Here is a 16,829-nt window from a genome sequence, read left to right on the forward strand (position 1 = left end):
ACTCGAGTAGTAGTACGCGGTTGCGCGGCGGCCCCGGTCAGCAGACTCACACAGCATGAGCACCACCAGCGCACAGACCAAGAGCACCAACGCCTTTCTGGCCCAGGCTGCCATCGCGTTCGGAATCAGCTTCTCCGCCAACACCATCGGCATCGTCTACCTGCCCCTGGACATCTGGCAGCGCGGATTCCTCCTGATGACCACACTTTTCCTGGTGAGCAGCTGCTTCACCCTCGCCAAAGTGGTCCGCGACCAACACGAATCCTCGAAGGTCCACAGCCGCATCGACGAAGCCCGCCTGGAAAAGCTGATGGCAGAACACGACCCGTTCAAGGTCGCCGGTTAGCCCAACTCTCGGGGACTCTCAGACGGTCCCCTGAAGACACACCCCGCCGAGGCCCGGCAGTACGAGGGGTCCGTGCCTGGCGGGGTGGTTGCTGTACGGGCTGCCCGCCATCGCGGCAACGCCTCCCCGTCATCCCGGCATGTTTTTGGCCGGGATCCACACTGTTGCTGTGGATCCCGGCCAAATGCACGCCGGGATGACGGGGGAAATCCCGCCGGACGGCGATTTGCTAGTGCTCGAAGTGGCCGAAGAGGGCGGGGAGGGTGCCTTCGAAGGCGGTGCGCAGTTCTTCCAGGGTCGCGGTGAACTGGCCCTGCACCTCGACCGAATCCGAACCCTGGTCGACCACGCCGATGCGCACCCACGGCAGGTCGCGCGCGGAGCACATCTTGGTGAAGCGGGTCTCCTCCGAGCGCGGGACGGCGACCAGCACACGCCCGGCGGATTCGGAGAACAGGGTGACGAACGGGTCCTCGCCCTCGGGAACGATGATGCGGCAACCGGTTTCACCGGCCAGCGCGGCCTCGACGACGGACTGGATGAGCCCGCCCTCGGAGAGGTCGTGCGCGGCGCTGATCATGCCGTCGCGGCTGCCGGAGGTGAGGATCTCCGAAAGCAGCTGCTCGCGAGCGAAATCGACCTTGGGCGGCAGTCCGCCGAGGTGATCGTGCTCGACCTGCGCCCAGATGGAGCCGTCCAGCTCGTCGTGGGTCTCGCCGAGCAGGATGAGCGTCTCGCCGGGCTCCAGGCCCAGGCCGGTCGGGATGCGGCGGTGCACATCGTCGATGACGCCGAGCACACCGACCACGGGGGTCGGCAGGATGGCGGTCTGGCCGGTCTGGTTGTAGAAGGACACATTGCCACCGGTGACCGGAATGCCCAGGGCCACACAGCCGTCCGCGAGGCCGCGCACGGCCTGCTGGAACTGCCACATGACGCCCGGATCCTCGGGGGAACCGAAGTTGAGGCAGTTGGTGACGGCCTTCGGAGTAGCGCCGGTGGTCGACACATTGCGGAACGCCTCGGCCAGCGCCAGCTGCGCGCCGGTGTACGGGTCCAGCTTGGTGTAGCGGCCCGAGGCGTCGGTCGCGAGCGCGATACCGCGGCCGGACTCCTCGTCGATGCGGATGACACCCGCGTCGGCGTTCTCGGCGAGCACGGTATTGCCGCGCACGTAGCGGTCGTACTGCTCGGTGATCCACTTGCGCGAGCACAGCTGCGGGCTGGCGATCATCTTCAGTAGCGTGGCGCGCAGTTCGTCGCCGGACTTCGGGCGGTTCAGTGCGGTGGTCGAATCCGCATTGAGGGCATCCTGATCGGCGGGGCGCTGCACGGGGCGCTCGTACACCGGCCCGTGGTGGGCGACGGTGCGCGGCGGGACATCGACCACAACTTCGCCGTGCCAGGTGATTTCGAGGTGCTCGCCGTCGGTGACCTCACCGATGACGGTGGCAGTGGTTTCCCACTTCTTGCAGATCGCCATGAAGCGATCCACATTCTCCGGGGCGACCACGGCGCACATGCGCTCCTGCGATTCGCTCGAAAGAATCTCGGCGGGAGTCATATTGGCGGCGCGCAGCGGCACCTGATCCAGGTCGATGTGCATCCCGCCGGAACCGGCGGCGGCCAGCTCGGAGGTGGCACAGGACAGGCCTGCACCGCCGAGGTCCTGGATGCCGACGACCACGCCGGAGTGGTACAGCTCGAGACAGCACTCGATGAGCACCTTCTCGGTGAACGGGTCGCCGACCTGCACGCTCGGCAGTTTCTTACGGCCGGAACCGCCGCCGCCAGGCGTCATGTCACCGTCGTCACCGGAGAAGGTGTCGGAGGCCAGCACCGAAACGCCGCCGATGCCGTCGAGGCCGGTGCGCGCACCGAACAGAATGATCTTGTTGCCCTCGCCGGAGGCGAAGGCCAGCTTCAGGTCCTCGACCCGCATGACGCCCGCGCACAGCGCATTGACGAGCGGATTGCCCTGGTAGGAAGCGTCGAATACGGTCTCGCCGCCCACATTCGGCAGGCCGAGCGAGTTGCCGTAACCGCCGACGCCGCGCACCACACCGTCGACCACGCGCCGGGTGTCCGGGTGATCGGCCGCACCGAAGCGCAGCTGGTCCATGACCGCGATCGGGCGGGCGCCCATGGCCATGATGTCGCGGACAATGCCGCCGACACCGGTGGCCGCACCCTGATAGGGCTCCACATACGAGGGATGGTTGTGCGATTCCACCTTGAAGGTGACCGCCCAGCCGTCGCCGATATCCACCACACCGGCGTTCTCGCCGATCCCGGCGAGCATCGACTTCTGCATCTCCTCGGTGGTGGTCTCGCCGAAGTAGCGCAGATGCACCTTCGAGGACTTGTACGAGCAGTGCTCGGACCACATCACCGAGTACATCGCCAGCTCGGCATCCGTGGGGCGCCGCCCCAGAATCTCCTTGATGCGGGCGTACTCGTCGTCCTTGAGGCCGAGTTCCTTATAGGGCTGCGGGCTGTCCGAGGTGGCCGCGGCGTTGCTGACGGTATCGACGTGGCTGGTCACGGGAATACCAGAGTCCTTTCGGCCGGGCAGGTGCAGTACCGAGAGCCCGTAGCTGGAAGTCGGCGAGAGATACCCCAGAGTCTAAGTGCCAGCAAATCCCCGCCTGAACCAGCCTCCGCACCAACCCAAAGGTCGCGGCCGTCCCCTCTGAACGGAGTGCACCCCCAAGACATCCGCAGCAAGGTCGCGGCCGTCCCGGTTCTGGACTGCGGCTCCATAGACCTGCGCCTTGGAGCGGGGGAGCGCAGCAGAGAAGCGGAAGGAGGGAAGAACCGGGACCAGGGGCCGCGACCCCGCCGGAGCGGAGCGGAGGCCAAAGATACAGCTAGTCTGTCCCGGTGAACGAACGATCCGGGCTGGCGGATCCGGCGGAGAAACCTGCGCCCACGCCGAGAAGCTCTACGCTGTCGCGGCAGCAGGTTCAGCTGCTCGCCATCGCCGTGGTGCTGTTCGCGGTGTCGGCGGGGATCAGCTACGCCGCCAAGTTCTGGCACGGTTATATCGATCTTCAGGTGTACCGCAATGGTGCGCGGGCCTGGCTCGATAATAAGGATCTCTACGGTCCGATGCCACCGGTGTACGGGCTCGGGCTGCCGTTCACCTATCCCCCGCTGGCCGCATTGTTCTTCGCGCCGCTGGCGATCATGCCGCTGGTGGTTTCCGAGTGGGCGGTGCTGGCGACCTCGGTGATCTCGCTGGGTGTGACGCTGTGGGTGGTACTGGATCGGCTGCGTCCGAACCTGGCGTGGGCGACCCGGCTGGCGATGGTGGTCGGCGGCGTGGGTTTGCTGGAGTTGCTGGAGCCGATTCGCCAGACCTACGGGTTCGGGCAGATCAATCTGGTGCTGATGGCCGCCATCGCGCTGGATTGCCTGGTGCGCAAGCCGTTCTGGCCGCGCGGCATGCTGATCGGCATCGCGGTGTCGGTGAAGCTGACGCCCGCCGGCTATCTGCTGTACTTCCTGCTGCGCAAGGACTGGAAGGGCGCGGCCACGCTGGTGTTCTCCACGATCGGCGCGGTCATCGTGGGTTTCGCACTGTTCCCGCATGATTCGGTGCAGTACTGGTTGCACACCATCTCCGATACCGGGCGCATCGGGCCGCCCTGGTTCGCGGGCAATCAATCCTTGAAGGGCTTCGCCTACCGGCTGGGTTTCTCCGATTCGGTGGCGACCCTCATCTGGCTGGTGCTGTCGGTGCTGGCCGTCGCGCTCGCCGCGATCTGGATGAAGCGCCTCTTCTCCGTCGGTGCGAACGCTGCCGCGCTGTTGGTGAATGCCGGTGCCGTACTGCTGGTTTCGCCGGTGTCATGGTCGCACCACTGGGTGTGGATCGCGCCGGCGCTGCTCGTGGCCGCCGATGCCATCGCCCGCGGCCGCCGCAGCCCGGCGTTCCTCACCGCAGTGGGCGTGGCACTGGTCATGTTCGCCATCGGCCCGCAGTGGTTGCTGCCGCACGATCACGATCGGGAACTGGCCTGGGCCTGGTGGCAGCAGATCATCGGGAGCAGCTACGTGCTGTTTACGCTGGGCGCCTTCATCGTCGCGGCGCTGGCGTACCACCCGGCGCGGGTCTCGGTTCCGCACACGGAGCGGACCGAGAGCCCGGCGTAGTCACTGCCACAACGCTTTCAGATCGCGCCGACCGCTGCTGCGGTCGGCGCGATGCCTTTTTCTAACGAGCCTCGTCGGGCGTGAGGAATGCGGCCAGGGCGGCCGCGTAGGCGGGAACGTCTGCGGCGCCCATCATTTCGCGGGCGGAGTGCATGGCGAGCTGCGCCGCACCCACATCCACGGTCGGCATGCCGGTGGCGGCGGCCGTCATCGGTCCGATGGTGGAGCCACAGGGCAGATCGGCGCGGTGGACGTAGCGCTGCAGCGGTACGCCGGCCTGCGCGCAGGCCAGGGCGAACGCGCCCGCCCCGGCCGCATCGGTCGCGTAGCGCAGGTTCTGATTGACCTTCAGCACCGGACCGCCGCCGACCTCGATGCGGTGCATGGGCTCGTGCCGGTCGGGGTAGTTGGGGTGGGTCGCATGCGCCATATCGCCGGAGGCGCAGACGGATCCGGCGATGGCCGCCAGGTATTCGGCCCGGCCGCCGCCGCGGGTGAGCACAATGCGCTCCAAAACCGTGGGCAGCAGCCCGGATTGGGCGCCCCGATCGGATTGGCTGCCGACCTCTTCATGGTCGAACATGGCGAGCACCGGTACCGCCGCACCGGGTTCGGCGACGGCGGCCAGGAAGGCGCGCAGTCCGGCGTAGCAGGTGCCCTGATTGTCCAGGCGCGGTGCGCTGATCAGATCCAGATCGCGGCCGATGAGCTTGGACGGCACCAGATCGTGGGTCATCAGCTCCCAGCCCAGCACCGCACCGGCTTCGATGCCCGAGCGTTCGGCGATGAAGGCCAGGAAGGAGCGCGGTTCCCCGCCGATCCCCCACACCGCGTTCACATGCCGCTGCGGATCCAGGGTGACCCCGCGCCGGTCCTCGGACAGGTGGATGGCCAGCTGCGGCACCCGCAGGATCGGTTCGTCGATGCGAATCAGGCGCTCCCGCACCACATTTCCGTCGCGAATCGATAATCTCCCGGAGATGCCGAGATCGCGGTCCAGCCACGAATTGAGCCAGGCCCCGCCATAGGGCTCGAGGCCGACCATCTGCCAGCCGGCCACCGCGGTATCGGGGTGCTGTTTGACCCGCAGATTGGGACTGTCGGTGTGCGCCCCGACCACGCGGAACGGGGTGGCCTGCCCGGTGCGGAATCCGGTGGGCGCGCCCGGGCCGCCGTCGGACCAGGCGACCAGCGAACCGCTGCGCACCACGTAGTAGCGCCCCGCGCTACTGGAGGGCCAGGGCGCCGATTCCGAGAGCCGGGTGAAGCCGTGATCGTCGAGTTCGGCCGCGACGGTGCGGCACACATGGAACGGCGACGGGGAGGCGTCGATGAATTCGCACAGTCCTGCGGCGGTCGCGGTGGTCTCGGCAACTGGCATGACTGCGATCCTAAGCATTCACAGTTCAGTTTTCGCCGACGGTCGGCCTATCCGCCCGCCCGCGCGTGTGGCCCGGAATCAATGCGACAGCGGAAGATCCGAGACCCGCTCCAGCAGCCGCAGCAGCTCGACGTAGTCATCACCGCCGAAGTGGCGGCGCAGCTCGGCCTCGGCGCGTATCTCCTCGATACGGACCTCGTCCACCAGTTCGGCCCCGCGCCGACTCAGCCCGATGAGAATGCGGCGGCGATCATCGGCGGCGGCGACCCGGAAGATGAGGCCGCGCTCGGCCAGATGGTCGGCGTGCCGGGTGGCGGAGGAAGGCGGAAGTTGCGTGCGCACGGCCAGTTCACTCATGGTGATACCGGTATCGCAGGAGAGGTTGGTCAGCATGCACCATTGGTCGGCGGTCAACCGTCTGGCGCACAGTGCGGCGTCGAGGTGACGAAGCCAACTGCGCTCCGCCGCACGCAGCGCTCCATGCAGCGTGGATATTCCACCTAGAATTGTCGACATAAGCCCGCCCATCAAATTGCTCGAACGAGGGGAAGGGTATCCGATGACCTCGTTCCGCGGCAGCCCCGAAAACTGTATCGAGATCCTCAACATAGTTCCGCTACAGGGGCCCGGCGGTATCTTCGCCCCTTCCTGCGAGGCGGCCATTTCATTGGCTGCCGAAGAAATCAACGGTGGGACAGGAATTCTCGGGCGCGAATTACGTGTCACCCACATTGACGGCGGGCGGGAACCGGCCGAAGTGACGCGCGAGGTGTCGGCGCTGCTGGCCACCGGAATGGTGCATGCGATTACCGGCTGGCACACCTCCGCGGTGCGGCGGGCGGTGACACGGGTGACCTCGGGGCGGGTGCCCTACCTTTTCGCCACCGACCACGAGGGATTGGATGTGGCGCCGCCCGGCCTGTTCATGGTCGGCTCGGATCCCGGCCGACAGTTGCTGCCCGCACTGCGCTGGTTGCGGCGCGAGCTGGGGGCGCGGCGCTGGGCGATCATCGGCAACGATTACGTATGGCCGCGGCGCACGGCCGAGGTGGTGCGGGCGGAATTGGGTGCGCGCGGGGCGGTCGCACTGGAACGGTTCGTACCGTTGGAGAAGTTCGTGCCATTCGGTACCGAGGATTTCGCGGACTTTCTGGCCGATCCGCGACTGGACCGCTGCGATGGGGTGATCGTGCTCTTGGTCGGCGCCGACGTTGCCCGATTTAACCGACAATTCGCCCGAATCGGACGAGATGAGTCGCAACTCCGAGTCAGTCCGGCCGTGGATGACAATGTGCTGCTCGCCGCCGGCGCCAATGCCAACCGGAATCTCTATGTGCCGTCGAGTTTCTTCGTGAACGGTCCGGCGAACCGGGAACGGCTGGATCGCTACCGGCGACTGCACGGTGAGTTCGCGCCCGCGCTCACCAACTTCAGCAATACCGAATACGAGGCACTGCACGCACTGCGGGTCATGGCGCAAGCCGCAGGCACCCTGGATGTCCGGTGCCTGCATGCCGCGGTCGCGAACGGCCCTGTACTCGAAACACCTTCGGGCAGCCTCGGTTTCGACGGCAACCAACTGCTCTTCCCGAGCTACATCGCCCGCGCGGACGGCGTCCGATTCGAGATCCTCGACCGCATCTGTGTTTAATTTGCCTCCGCTTCGCTCCGGCGGGTCGTGGCCCTGTTACCCGGTTCTTCCCTCCCTCCGCTCCTCCGCTTCGCTCCCCCGCTCCACTCAGTCCAGAACCGGGCGGGCCACGACCTTGACAGCACAACGCCTTGACAGCACAAGGCCCGCTCCGCGATCTGCGGTGCGGGCCTTGTGCTGAAGTATTCGGACTAGGCCGAGACGAGGGCGTCCAGGACCGAGAAGAACATGCCGAGGCCGTCATCGCTCGGGCCGGTGAGCGCCTCGGTGGCGTGCTCCGGGTGCGGCATGAGGCCCACGATGCGGCCGTTGGCCGAGGTGATGCCCGCAATGCCGCGCTGCGAACCGTTCGGGTTGTCGCCCGAGTAGCGGAACACCACGCGGCCTTCACCTTCGAGCTCGTCGAGCGTGGCCTGGGACGCCTGGTAGCGGCCCTCACCGGACTTGAGCGGGACCAGGATCTGCGCGCCGGGCTCGTACCGCGAGGTCCATGCGGTGTCCGCATTGTCCACGGTCAGCCACTGGTCACGGCAGATGAAGTGCAGGCCCTCGTTGCGGGTCAGCACACCGGGCAGCAGACCGGCCTCGCACAGGATCTGGAAGCCGTTGCAGATGCCCAGCACCGGCAGGCCCTGGCCCGCGGCCTCGATGACCTTCTCCATGACCGGCGCGAACCGGGCGATGGCGCCGGTGCGCAGGTAATCGCCGTAGGAGAAGCCGCCGGGCACGATGACCGCGTCGACACCCTTCAGGTCGGCGTCACCGTGCCAGAGGCTGACCGCCTCGGCGCCGGCGAGCTTGGCCGCGCGGGCGGCGTCGACATCGTCCAGGGTGCCCGGGAAGGTGATGACTCCGATGCGCGCAGTCACAGCCGCACCACTTTCCAGTCCTCGATGACGGTATTGGCGAGCAGCGATTCGGCGATCTGCGCAAGCTCGTCGTCGCTCACGTCCTCGGCCACATCGAGCTCGAATCGCTTGCCCTGCCGCACCTCCGAGATACCGGGGTGTCCCAGGCGCCCCAGCGCACCGACAATGGCCTGACCCTGCGGATCCAGGATTTCGGCCTTCGGCATCACCTCGACCACGACACGTGCCACGCGTTGCTCCTCAGCTGGTGGGGCGGCGCCCGGACGCAGTGCTTTTCACAGCGCGGCCGAGCGGGGGTTTCGCAGATCAGACTAGTTTGTTGGCCTCCGCTTCGCTCCGGCGGGGTCGCGGCCCCTGGTCCCGGTTCTTCCCTCCGCTGCGCTCCCCCGCTCCAAGGCGCAGGTCTATGGAGCCGCAGTCCAGAACCGGGACGGCCGCGACCTTTGAGCTCGTCTGTCAGCCGGTGAGGGCTACCGTTGTTCTCATGCGGATAGCCCATTTCGGACACTCATGCATTCTGGTGGAGCTGAACGGCGCGAAGATCCTGTTCGATCCCGGCAATTTCTCGCACGGGTTCGAGGGCATCACCGGACTCGACGCGATCGCCGTCACGCATCAGCATCCCGATCACATCTGCCCGAATCGCATCGAGGCGCTCATCGACGCCAACCCGCAGGCACGACTGCTGTCGGACCCGCAGACGGCCCAGCAGCGCGGGGAGCCCTGGGAGGCCGTGCACGCCGGCAATGTCCTGAAGGTCAAGGATGTGCAGATCACCGGCGGCGGTGGACGGCACGCGGTCATCCATCCGGAGATTCCGGTCATCGACAACACGGTGTTCCAGCTCGGCACGCCCGATGATCCGGCCCAGCTGGTGCACCCCGGCGACTCGCTCTGGGTGCCGCCGGTCCCGGTGGGCGTCCTGGCATTGCCCGCGGTCGCGCCGTGGATGCGGATCAGCGAGGCGGTCGACTACCTGCGCGCGGTGAATCCGCGCACCGCCTTCCCCATCCACTTCGGCATTATCGAGCCGGCCGCACAGGGCATCTACTTCGGCCGCCTCAACGAAATGGCCCCCTCCAATACCGAATTCCAGGTCATCCAGGCCGAGGACCACACCGACTTCTGAGCTGCACCCCGTCATCCCGGCATAGACCACGCCCGTCGTCCCGGCGCGCTTTTGGCCGGGATCCACTGAAACCAGCTGGAGCACAGCCGGTGTGGATCCCGGCCAAAAGCATGCCGGGATGACGAGGGCGATGGTGTGACGAGGCGGCTTCGAACTCAGTTACCGGTATAGGAGGCGAGGAACAGCGCCTCCGCCAGCGCCATGTGTTCGATTTCGGTGGGGTCGACGCTTTCGTTGGGGGCGTGGATCAGGCATTTGGGTTCTTCGACGCCCATAAGCATGATCTCGGCCTCGGGGTAGGTGTCGGCGAAGACATTGCAGAGCGGGATGGAGCCGCCCTGGCCCGAGGTGGTGGAGGGGCGGCCGTAGGCGGCGGCGAAGGCCGCCTCCATGGCGCTGCGGGCGGGACCGTGCGTGCTGCCGACGAACGGGGAGCCGGTGGCCTCGGTCTCCACGGTCACCTTGGCATGCCACGGCGTGTTCGATTGCAGGTGTGCGGTAAGGGCTTTCAGCGCCTGCTGGGGATCGGTGCCGGGCGGGATGCGCAGATTCAGGCGGGCGCGGGCCTTGGGCTGGATGGCGGCGGCGGAGCCCACCACCGGCGGCACATCCATGCCGAGCACGGTGAGTGCCGGTCGCGCCCACAGCATGTCGGAAACGGTGCCGCTGCCGAGCAGGTCGACCCCGCCGAGAACACCGGCGTCGGAACGGAATTGATCCTCGGGGTACTGCGCGCCGTCCCACTTCTGGTCGCTGGTCAGGCCGTCGACGGTGGTATTGCCGTCGGCGTCGCGCAGCGTGGCGAGCAGATGGATGAGCGCCGCCAGCGCATCCGGTGCGGGACCGCCGAACATGCCGGAATGCATGGAGCCGGACAGGGTTTCGACGGTGACGACAACATTCACATTGCCGCGCAGGGTCTGCGTGAAGGTCGGCACGCCGACCGCGAAATTGCCGCAGTCGCAGATCAACAGGGTGTCCGACCGCAGCAGCTCCACATTCTCCGGCACGAAGGCTTCCAGGCCGCCGGTGCCCTGCTCCTCGGAACCCTCGGCCACCAGCGTCAATCCGACCGGGAACTTGTCGCCGGACACCTTCCGCAGGGCGCGCAGGGCGGTGAGGTGCGTGACGATATTGCCCTTGCAGTCGGCGCTGCCGCGGCCGTACCACCGGCCGTCCTTCTCGGTGAGCTCCCAGACCGGGGTCTTCCATTCGGCATCACCGAGCGGCGGCTGCACGTCGTAGTGGCAGTACAGCATGATCGTCGGCGCGCCGGGCGGGGCCGGATAACGCGCGATGACCGCATTACTGCCGTCCGGAGTCTCATGCAGCGCCACCTCCGGGAACCCTTCGGCCGTAAAGGCATCCGCGACCCACTGCGCGGCCTTGTGGCACTCCTCCACGGGGAACTGCCGGGCGTCGTAGACGGACTTGTACGAAACCAGTTCGGTGAGATCGCTTTTCGCCCGCGGCATGAGTTCCCGCACGGCGGACCGCAGCGCTTCGGTATCGGTCATTACCTCTCCTCCATCAGTGATCCGTATCCGATTTCACTGTGCCAGCCTTCTTCAAGTTTCCGGTTTCCTCCAGATAGGCGGCAAGCTTGTCCGGGCAATAGGTTTCGATGGCGAGCGAGGTCGCGGTGAAGACATCGCGGTCGGCGATGACCGGACGGGTACCGGGACCGCCGGCGCCATTGGTGATCGCCGACTGATACTGGGCCTTGATCAGCGGCGAGGCCGGATCCTGGCACACCAGTCCACCGTCCTCGCCGAGCGAATCGGCGATGACCTTCGGTTCCGGCGAGGTGAAACCCGCTGCGATCAAACGCGATTGCAGCACCTGCGCACGGCGTAGCGCGATATCGCTGTTCCGGTCGTCATGGAAGACGATGACACCGACGACTGCGATGGCCAGCAGGACCACCACCACCGACAGGTAGACGAGGCGTCGAGTCGAGTCGGGCGCGCCCGGATGGACGGTCGTCATGCGATGGCCTCCTCGGGTGCGTCGATCTTCCAGCCGGGTTTGCGGAATCGCAGGAACAAGTACGGAATCAGCAGCCCGACAATGCCCATGCCGAGCCCGATGAGCACCACATAGCTCAGGCCGTTACCGCTGCCGTACTGCGACGGCGGCACGAAGCCGATGAGGAAGGCCGCCGCCGACGAGGTCGCGCCCAGCCCGCACAACGCGACCAGCGCCGGGGCCCGATAGCCACGCGGATGGTCGGGTTGGTTGCGGCGCAACCGAATCGCGGCGGCGAACATGAGCACGTACATGATCAGGTACACCTGGGTGGTGATCACCGACAGAATCCAGTACGCGCTGGAGACGTCGGGGATGAAGGCGTACAGCAACGCCAGCAGTGTGGTCACCACGCCCTGTGCGACGAGCATGTTCTGTTGCACGCCATGCTTGTTCAGGCGGGTCAGGATCGGCGGCAGATAACCTTCCTGCCGGCCGATGAGCAGCAACCCTTTGGAGGGTCCGGCCAGCCAGGTGAGCATGCCGCCCAGTGCCGCCGCCACCAGCATCACACCCAGTATCGGTGTCAGGAAGCCGATGTCGAAGTGATTGAAGAATCCGTCGAAGGCCTGCATGACACCGGCGGTGAGGCTCAGATTCTTGGACGGCACCACCCAGCTGATCACCACGGCGGGCACGATGAAGATCAGCAGCACCAGGCCCACGGCCATAGCCATGGCCTTCGGGTACTCCTTACCCGGATTCTTCAGCGAGGACACGTGCACCGCATTCATCTCCATGCCCGCGTAGGACAGGAAGTTGTTCACGATGAGCACCAGGCTGGCCACACCGGTCCAGGCGGGCAGCAGGTGGCCGCTGTCCATCGGCGCGGCCGACGGATTGCCCTGTGCCAGGAAGACCAGACCCAGTACCACCAGCAGCACACCGGGAATCAACGTACCGATGATGAGCCCCATACTCGACAGTCCCGCAACGGTTTTGGTGCCCTGCGACGAGACGAATACCGCCACCCAGTAGATGGTGATGATGACTATGGCCACGTAGGTGCCATTGGCCGCCAGCGACGGATTGATAATGTACGCGAAAGTGCTTGCCACATAAGCCAGCAAGCTCGGGTAGTAGAAAATGGTCATGGCGAACTGGCACCACACCGCCAGGAATCCCATCGGCTGCGAAAGCCCCTCGCCCACCCATTTGTAGACCCCGCCGGCCCAGCCCGAGGCCAGCTCCGCCGCCACGAAGGCGGTCGGCAGCAGGAACAGCACTGCCGGAATCAGATAGAGGAATACGCACGCCAGGCCATACACAGCCATGGTCGGCGAGGACCGCAGGCTGGCCACCGAACTGGTGGTCATCAGGGCCAGCGTCACCCAGGACATGTATTTGGTGGTGGTGGCCTTCGTCGTGGTCAGGGTTGCCATGTCCGCCCCCCGCGTGGCACCGTGGCGGACCCCACTTGCCCTATGACATGCTGATAGTCCATAGCGCTGAATAGTAACCGTCTAGCAACTATCAATTGATTACGAAACGGTCTACATATCAACCATTTTCACCGATAATCAGGCGTTCGGAAGCATTCAGCAATTTTATAGCTACGACCGACGCTGGAGGCTAGATGACGGGCAATCCGGAAACCGACGACGACGTATTCTCCCTGCCCGGCCTGAGCCGCGGCGCACCCAAGGCCGGCTTCCCGGCCGCGGAAATGCCTCCCGAAGCGGCCTACGAGATCGTGCACGGCGAGCTGCTGCTGGACGGCGTCTCCCGGATGAACCTGGCCACCTTCTGCACCACCTGGGTCGACGACCAGGCCCGGCGGCTCATGGACGAGGCCATCGGCAAGAACATCGTCGACAAGGACGAATACCCGCAGACCGCCGAACTCGAGCGGCGCTGCGTCCGCATGATCGCCGACCTGTGGCACGCACCCGACCCGGAGACCACCCTCGGCACCTCCACCACCGGGTCCAGTGAGGCCGCCATGCTGGGCGGGCTGGCCGCGAAATTCCGCTGGCGCAAGCGCGGCGGCACCGGCATCCCCAATTTCGTCTGCGGGCCGGTCCAGGTGTGCTGGGAGAAATTCGCTCGCTACTTCGATGTGGAGATCCGCCAGATCCCCTTGCGCGGCAACCGGCTCACCATGCATCCGGACGATGTGGCCGCCTACTGCGATGCGAACACCATCATGGTGGTGCCCACCTTCGGGCAGACCTTCACCGGGCTGTTCGAGGATGTCGCCGGCATCAGCAAGGCCCTCGACGACCTGGAGCAGAAGACCGGCCTCGACATTCCCATGCACGTCGACGCGGCCAGCGGCGGCTTCCTCGCCCCGTTCTGCGCACCCGATCTGGTGTGGGACTTCCGGCTGCCGCGCGTGAAATCGATCAACGCTTCCGGGCACAAGACCGGCCTGGCGCCGCTGGGCGCGGGCTGGGCGATGTGGCGCAGCGCGGCCGATCTGCCCAAGGAACTCATCTTCGATGTCGATTACCTCGGCGGCAGCATGGCCACCTTCAATCTCAATTTCTCGCGCCCCGGCGGGCAGGTCATCACCCAGTACTACGACTTCATCCGCCTGGGCCGCAGCGGCTATCGCAAGGTGCAGACGGCGATCTACCTGGCCGCCCAGCACCTGGCGGCGGGGCTGGTCGAGTTGGGCATGTTCGAGATGATCCACGACGGCCATCCGGAGCGCGGCATCACCGCCGTCTCGTGGCGGCTGACCGGGGAACGCAATTTCAACCTCTACGATCTGTCCGACCGGCTGCGCACCCGCGGCTGGCTGATCGCGGCGTATCCGCTGCCCGCCGACCGCGGCGACGAAACCATCATGCGGGCGGTGCTGCGGCACGGCTTCACCCGCGATATGGCCGATCTGCTGCTGACGGATGTGGTGCGCAGTCTGCAGCAGCTCAACGCACACCCGCTCAGCACCTCGCTCACCCGTAAGGAAGCGGGCGGGTTCACCCACAGTGCCACTGCGGCAGTGCCTTCCACGGAGCTCCCGAAATAGCGACGGGGTTCGGGGCACTCCCCCGAACCCCGCCCCGGATCAGACTGCCGGCTCGGCCTCGGCCAGACCGACGGTGCCGAGCACCCAGGCGAACTCGAAGGCGATTTCCTTCCACCGCTCGTAGCGGCCGCTGGGGCCACCGTGCCCGGAGGTCATATCGGTCTTGAGAATGAGCTGGGAATTGCCGGTCTTGGTGGCGCGCAGCTTCGCGACCCACTTTGCCGGTTCCACGTAGAGCACCCGGGTGTCATTGAGACCGGTCATGGCGAGGATCGCCGGGTAGTCCTTCGCCTCGACGTTCTCGTACGGCGAATAGGACTTCATGTAGGAGTAGACGTCCTTGTCGTCCAAGGGATTTCCCCACTCCTCCCACTCGGACGTGGTGAGCGGCAGCTCCGGAAGCAGCATGGAGGTCAGCGGGTCCACGAAGGGCACGCTGGTGAGAATGCCCGCGAAGAGCTCGGGCGCGAGATTGGCCACCGCACCCATGAGCAGCCCGCCCGCGCTGCCACCATCGGCGATCATCCGATCCGGCGTGGTGAGCTCGGTATCGACGAGATGCTGTGCGCAGGAGATGAAATCGGTGAAGGTGTTCTTCTTGGTGAGCATCTTGCCCTCGTCGTACCAGAGGCGGCCCATCTCGCCACCGCCGCGCACATGGGCGACCACGAACACCATGCCGCGATCGAGCACCGAAAGCCGGGCGATCGAGAAGCCCGGATCGATGCTGGCCTCGTAGGAGCCGTATCCGTAGAGCAGCAACGGTTTCGGACCCGCCGGGGCATCCTTGCGCTGCACGATGGAAATCGGGATGCGGGTGCCGTCCGAGGCCACCGCCCAATCCCGGCGCTGCTCGTAATCCTCTGCGTTGTAGTCGCCGAGCACCACCTGCTCCTTGCGCAGCAGCAGCTCCTTCGTCTCCGGCACATAGTCGAAGACCTGTGTCGGCGTGATGAAGGAGGTGAGCCCCATACGCAGGGTCGGCGTTTCCCACTCCGGGTTGCCGCCGAGTCCGGCGGAGAACAGGGTCAGTCCGAAATCGACCTCCTCCAGCTCGCCGAAGCCCTCGGAAGTCAAGGGCCACACGGCAACTCGCGGCAGCGCCTCGCGGCGGTAGCTGAGCACCAGTTTGTCGGAGAAGCAGTCGATGTCTTCGAGCCGCACATCCGCACGATGCGGAATCAGAATGGTCTGGTCCGCCGGATCGGCGAGCGGCGCCACGGCCAGCACGAAGTTCTCCGACTTCACCCCGTCCACCACGTCGTTGTGCATGATCAGCAGTTTGTCCTCGCCACCGATGACCGCATGGTCGACCGACGCGTACGACACGCCCTCGCGGCGCGGCAGCAGCACCCGGAACTCGCCCTCCGGATTATCGGACTCCAGGAACAGGAACTCGCTGGTGAGCTTGGAATCGGTCCCGATCACCAGGAACTTCTCCGAGCGGGTGGTGCCCACACCGACCCCGAAGCGCTCGTCGGCCTCCTGGAAGATCCTGACGTCGGCGTCCTTGCCGGTACCGAGCCGGTGGCGCCAGACGCTGTCGGGCCGCCAGGATTCATCCACGGTCACATAGAAGATATGCGTGCCGTCCAGCGACCAGGTCGCGCCGCCCGCGGTCCCCGGGATCTCGTCGGGCAGCAGCTCGCCGGTCTCCACGTTCTTGAAGCGCATGGTGTACCGCTCGTCGCCGACCGTGTCGACCGAGTACGCCAGCAGGTCACCGGCCTGACTCAGCGAGGAGGCGCCGAGTGAGAAGAATTCATGGCCCTCGGCCAATTCGTTCGAGTCCAGCAGCACCTGCTCACCCGGGATATCGACACCGACCTCCAGCAGGGGCGGCGTCCAGTCGTCCGAACCGGCGATCGGGCAGCGGCAGAACACGCCGTACTGCTTGCCTTCGAAACTGCGCGAGTAGTACCAGAACTTGCCCATGCGGGTCGGCAGCGACAGGTCGGTCTCCCGCGTGCGCGCCTTGATCTCGTCATAGAGCTTCTCGCGCAGCGGGGCCAGCGCCTCCGTCTGCGCATCCGTATAGGCGTTCTCCTCCTCCAGGTAGGAGATCACCTCGGGATTCGTCTTCTCCCGCAACCACTCGTACTCGTCGACGAAGACATCGCCGTGGTGCTCGCGCTCGGTCGGCACCCGCTTGGCGATCGGCGCCGAAAGAACGGCGCCAGGATTGGAGGTCGCGCTACCACTGCTGTCCAGAGCCATGGCGACCACGTTAGTGGTGCGAGCCCGCGCCACGCCGCACACCCTGCCACCTGCCCGCGATATCCGCCGGTTAAGC

At 66.1% G+C, this 16,829-nt stretch carries 14 protein-coding genes; 5 read left to right on the top strand and 9 right to left on the bottom strand.

Annotated features, from left to right (window positions below; all coding sequences use genetic code 11):
• Positions 1-55: 55 nt before the first annotated feature.
• Positions 56-346: a YiaA/YiaB family inner membrane protein gene (locus tag JWN03_RS33465; RefSeq protein ID WP_297623328.1), complete on the top strand. Its 291-nt coding sequence runs from the start codon at positions 56-58 to the stop codon at positions 344-346.
• A gap of 229 nt (positions 347-575) precedes the next feature.
• Here JWN03_RS33465 and purL read toward each other — a convergent pair whose 3' ends face one another.
• A complete protein-coding gene (gene purL, locus JWN03_RS33470) occupies positions 576-2,891 on the bottom strand; it encodes a phosphoribosylformylglycinamidine synthase subunit PurL (RefSeq protein WP_297623330.1) in 2,316 nt (771 codons plus the stop codon).
• A gap of 338 nt (positions 2,892-3,229) precedes the next feature.
• Between purL and JWN03_RS33475 the strand changes: the two genes are divergently transcribed.
• Positions 3,230-4,504, top strand: coding sequence for a glycosyltransferase 87 family protein (locus JWN03_RS33475; RefSeq protein WP_297623332.1), 1,275 nt, complete (start codon positions 3,230-3,232; stop codon positions 4,502-4,504).
• Between the two features lie 61 nt (positions 4,505-4,565).
• Here JWN03_RS33475 and JWN03_RS33480 read toward each other — a convergent pair whose 3' ends face one another.
• Complete coding sequence (locus JWN03_RS33480) at positions 4,566-5,885, bottom strand: M18 family aminopeptidase (RefSeq protein WP_297623334.1); 1,320 nt, start codon at positions 5,883-5,885, stop codon at positions 4,566-4,568.
• 78 nt (positions 5,886-5,963) lie between these two features.
• Positions 5,964-6,401 carry a MarR family winged helix-turn-helix transcriptional regulator gene (locus JWN03_RS33485; RefSeq protein ID WP_297623336.1) on the bottom strand — a complete coding sequence of 146 codons (438 nt, stop codon included), beginning with the start codon at positions 6,399-6,401 and terminating at the stop codon, positions 5,964-5,966.
• Between the two features lie 43 nt (positions 6,402-6,444).
• Between JWN03_RS33485 and JWN03_RS33490 the strand changes: the two genes are divergently transcribed.
• Positions 6,445-7,536 carry a substrate-binding domain-containing protein gene (locus tag JWN03_RS33490; protein WP_297623338.1) on the top strand — a complete coding sequence of 364 codons (1,092 nt, stop codon included), beginning with the start codon at positions 6,445-6,447 and terminating at the stop codon, positions 7,534-7,536.
• A 191-nt stretch (positions 7,537-7,727) separates the two neighbouring features.
• On the opposite strand, the gene purQ is transcribed toward JWN03_RS33490, so the two are convergent.
• Both purQ and purS read right to left on the bottom strand, forming a co-directional pair.
• Positions 7,728-8,405, bottom strand: coding sequence for a phosphoribosylformylglycinamidine synthase subunit PurQ (purQ, locus tag JWN03_RS33495; protein ID WP_297623340.1), 678 nt, complete (start codon positions 8,403-8,405; stop codon positions 7,728-7,730).
• Positions 8,402-8,635: a phosphoribosylformylglycinamidine synthase subunit PurS gene (gene purS / locus JWN03_RS33500; RefSeq protein WP_297623342.1), complete on the bottom strand. Its 234-nt coding sequence runs from the start codon at positions 8,633-8,635 to the stop codon at positions 8,402-8,404. Before purS ends, purQ begins: the two co-directional genes overlap by 4 nt.
• Before the next feature lie 254 nt (positions 8,636-8,889).
• On the opposite strand from purS, the gene JWN03_RS33505 reads away from it, so the two are divergent.
• On the top strand, positions 8,890-9,534 hold the full coding sequence (locus JWN03_RS33505; RefSeq protein ID WP_297623344.1) for an MBL fold metallo-hydrolase: 645 nt from the start codon (positions 8,890-8,892) through the stop codon (positions 9,532-9,534).
• A 155-nt stretch (positions 9,535-9,689) separates the two neighbouring features.
• Here the strand turns inward: JWN03_RS33505 and JWN03_RS33510 are convergent, their stop codons facing one another.
• Genes JWN03_RS33510 through JWN03_RS33520 form a run of 3 tightly spaced genes read right to left on the bottom strand, consistent with a single transcriptional unit; the run spans position 9,690 to position 12,944 of the window.
• Complete coding sequence (locus JWN03_RS33510; RefSeq protein ID WP_297623346.1) at positions 9,690-11,051, bottom strand: dipeptidase; 1,362 nt, start codon at positions 11,049-11,051, stop codon at positions 9,690-9,692.
• A 13-nt stretch (positions 11,052-11,064) separates the two neighbouring features.
• Positions 11,065-11,523 carry a hypothetical protein gene (locus tag JWN03_RS33515; protein WP_297623348.1) on the bottom strand — a complete coding sequence of 153 codons (459 nt, stop codon included), beginning with the start codon at positions 11,521-11,523 and terminating at the stop codon, positions 11,065-11,067.
• Positions 11,520-12,944 carry an APC family permease gene (locus JWN03_RS33520; RefSeq protein WP_297623350.1) on the bottom strand — a complete coding sequence of 475 codons (1,425 nt, stop codon included), beginning with the start codon at positions 12,942-12,944 and terminating at the stop codon, positions 11,520-11,522. Before JWN03_RS33520 ends, JWN03_RS33515 begins: the two co-directional genes overlap by 4 nt.
• A 194-nt stretch (positions 12,945-13,138) precedes the next feature.
• On the opposite strand from JWN03_RS33520, the gene JWN03_RS33525 reads away from it, so the two are divergent.
• The gene (locus tag JWN03_RS33525) at positions 13,139-14,536 is read left to right on the top strand and encodes a glutamate decarboxylase (RefSeq protein ID WP_297623352.1); all 1,398 of its coding nucleotides are present in this window, start codon (positions 13,139-13,141) and stop codon (positions 14,534-14,536) included.
• A 39-nt stretch (positions 14,537-14,575) separates the two neighbouring features.
• On the opposite strand, the gene JWN03_RS33530 is transcribed toward JWN03_RS33525, so the two are convergent.
• Positions 14,576-16,753: a S9 family peptidase gene (locus tag JWN03_RS33530; RefSeq protein WP_297623354.1), complete on the bottom strand. Its 2,178-nt coding sequence runs from the start codon at positions 16,751-16,753 to the stop codon at positions 14,576-14,578.
• Between the last annotated feature and the right edge of the window lie 76 nt (positions 16,754-16,829).

Source organism: Nocardia sp., assembly GCF_025465275.1.
Classification (GTDB): Bacteria; Actinomycetota; Actinomycetes; order Mycobacteriales; family Mycobacteriaceae; genus Nocardia.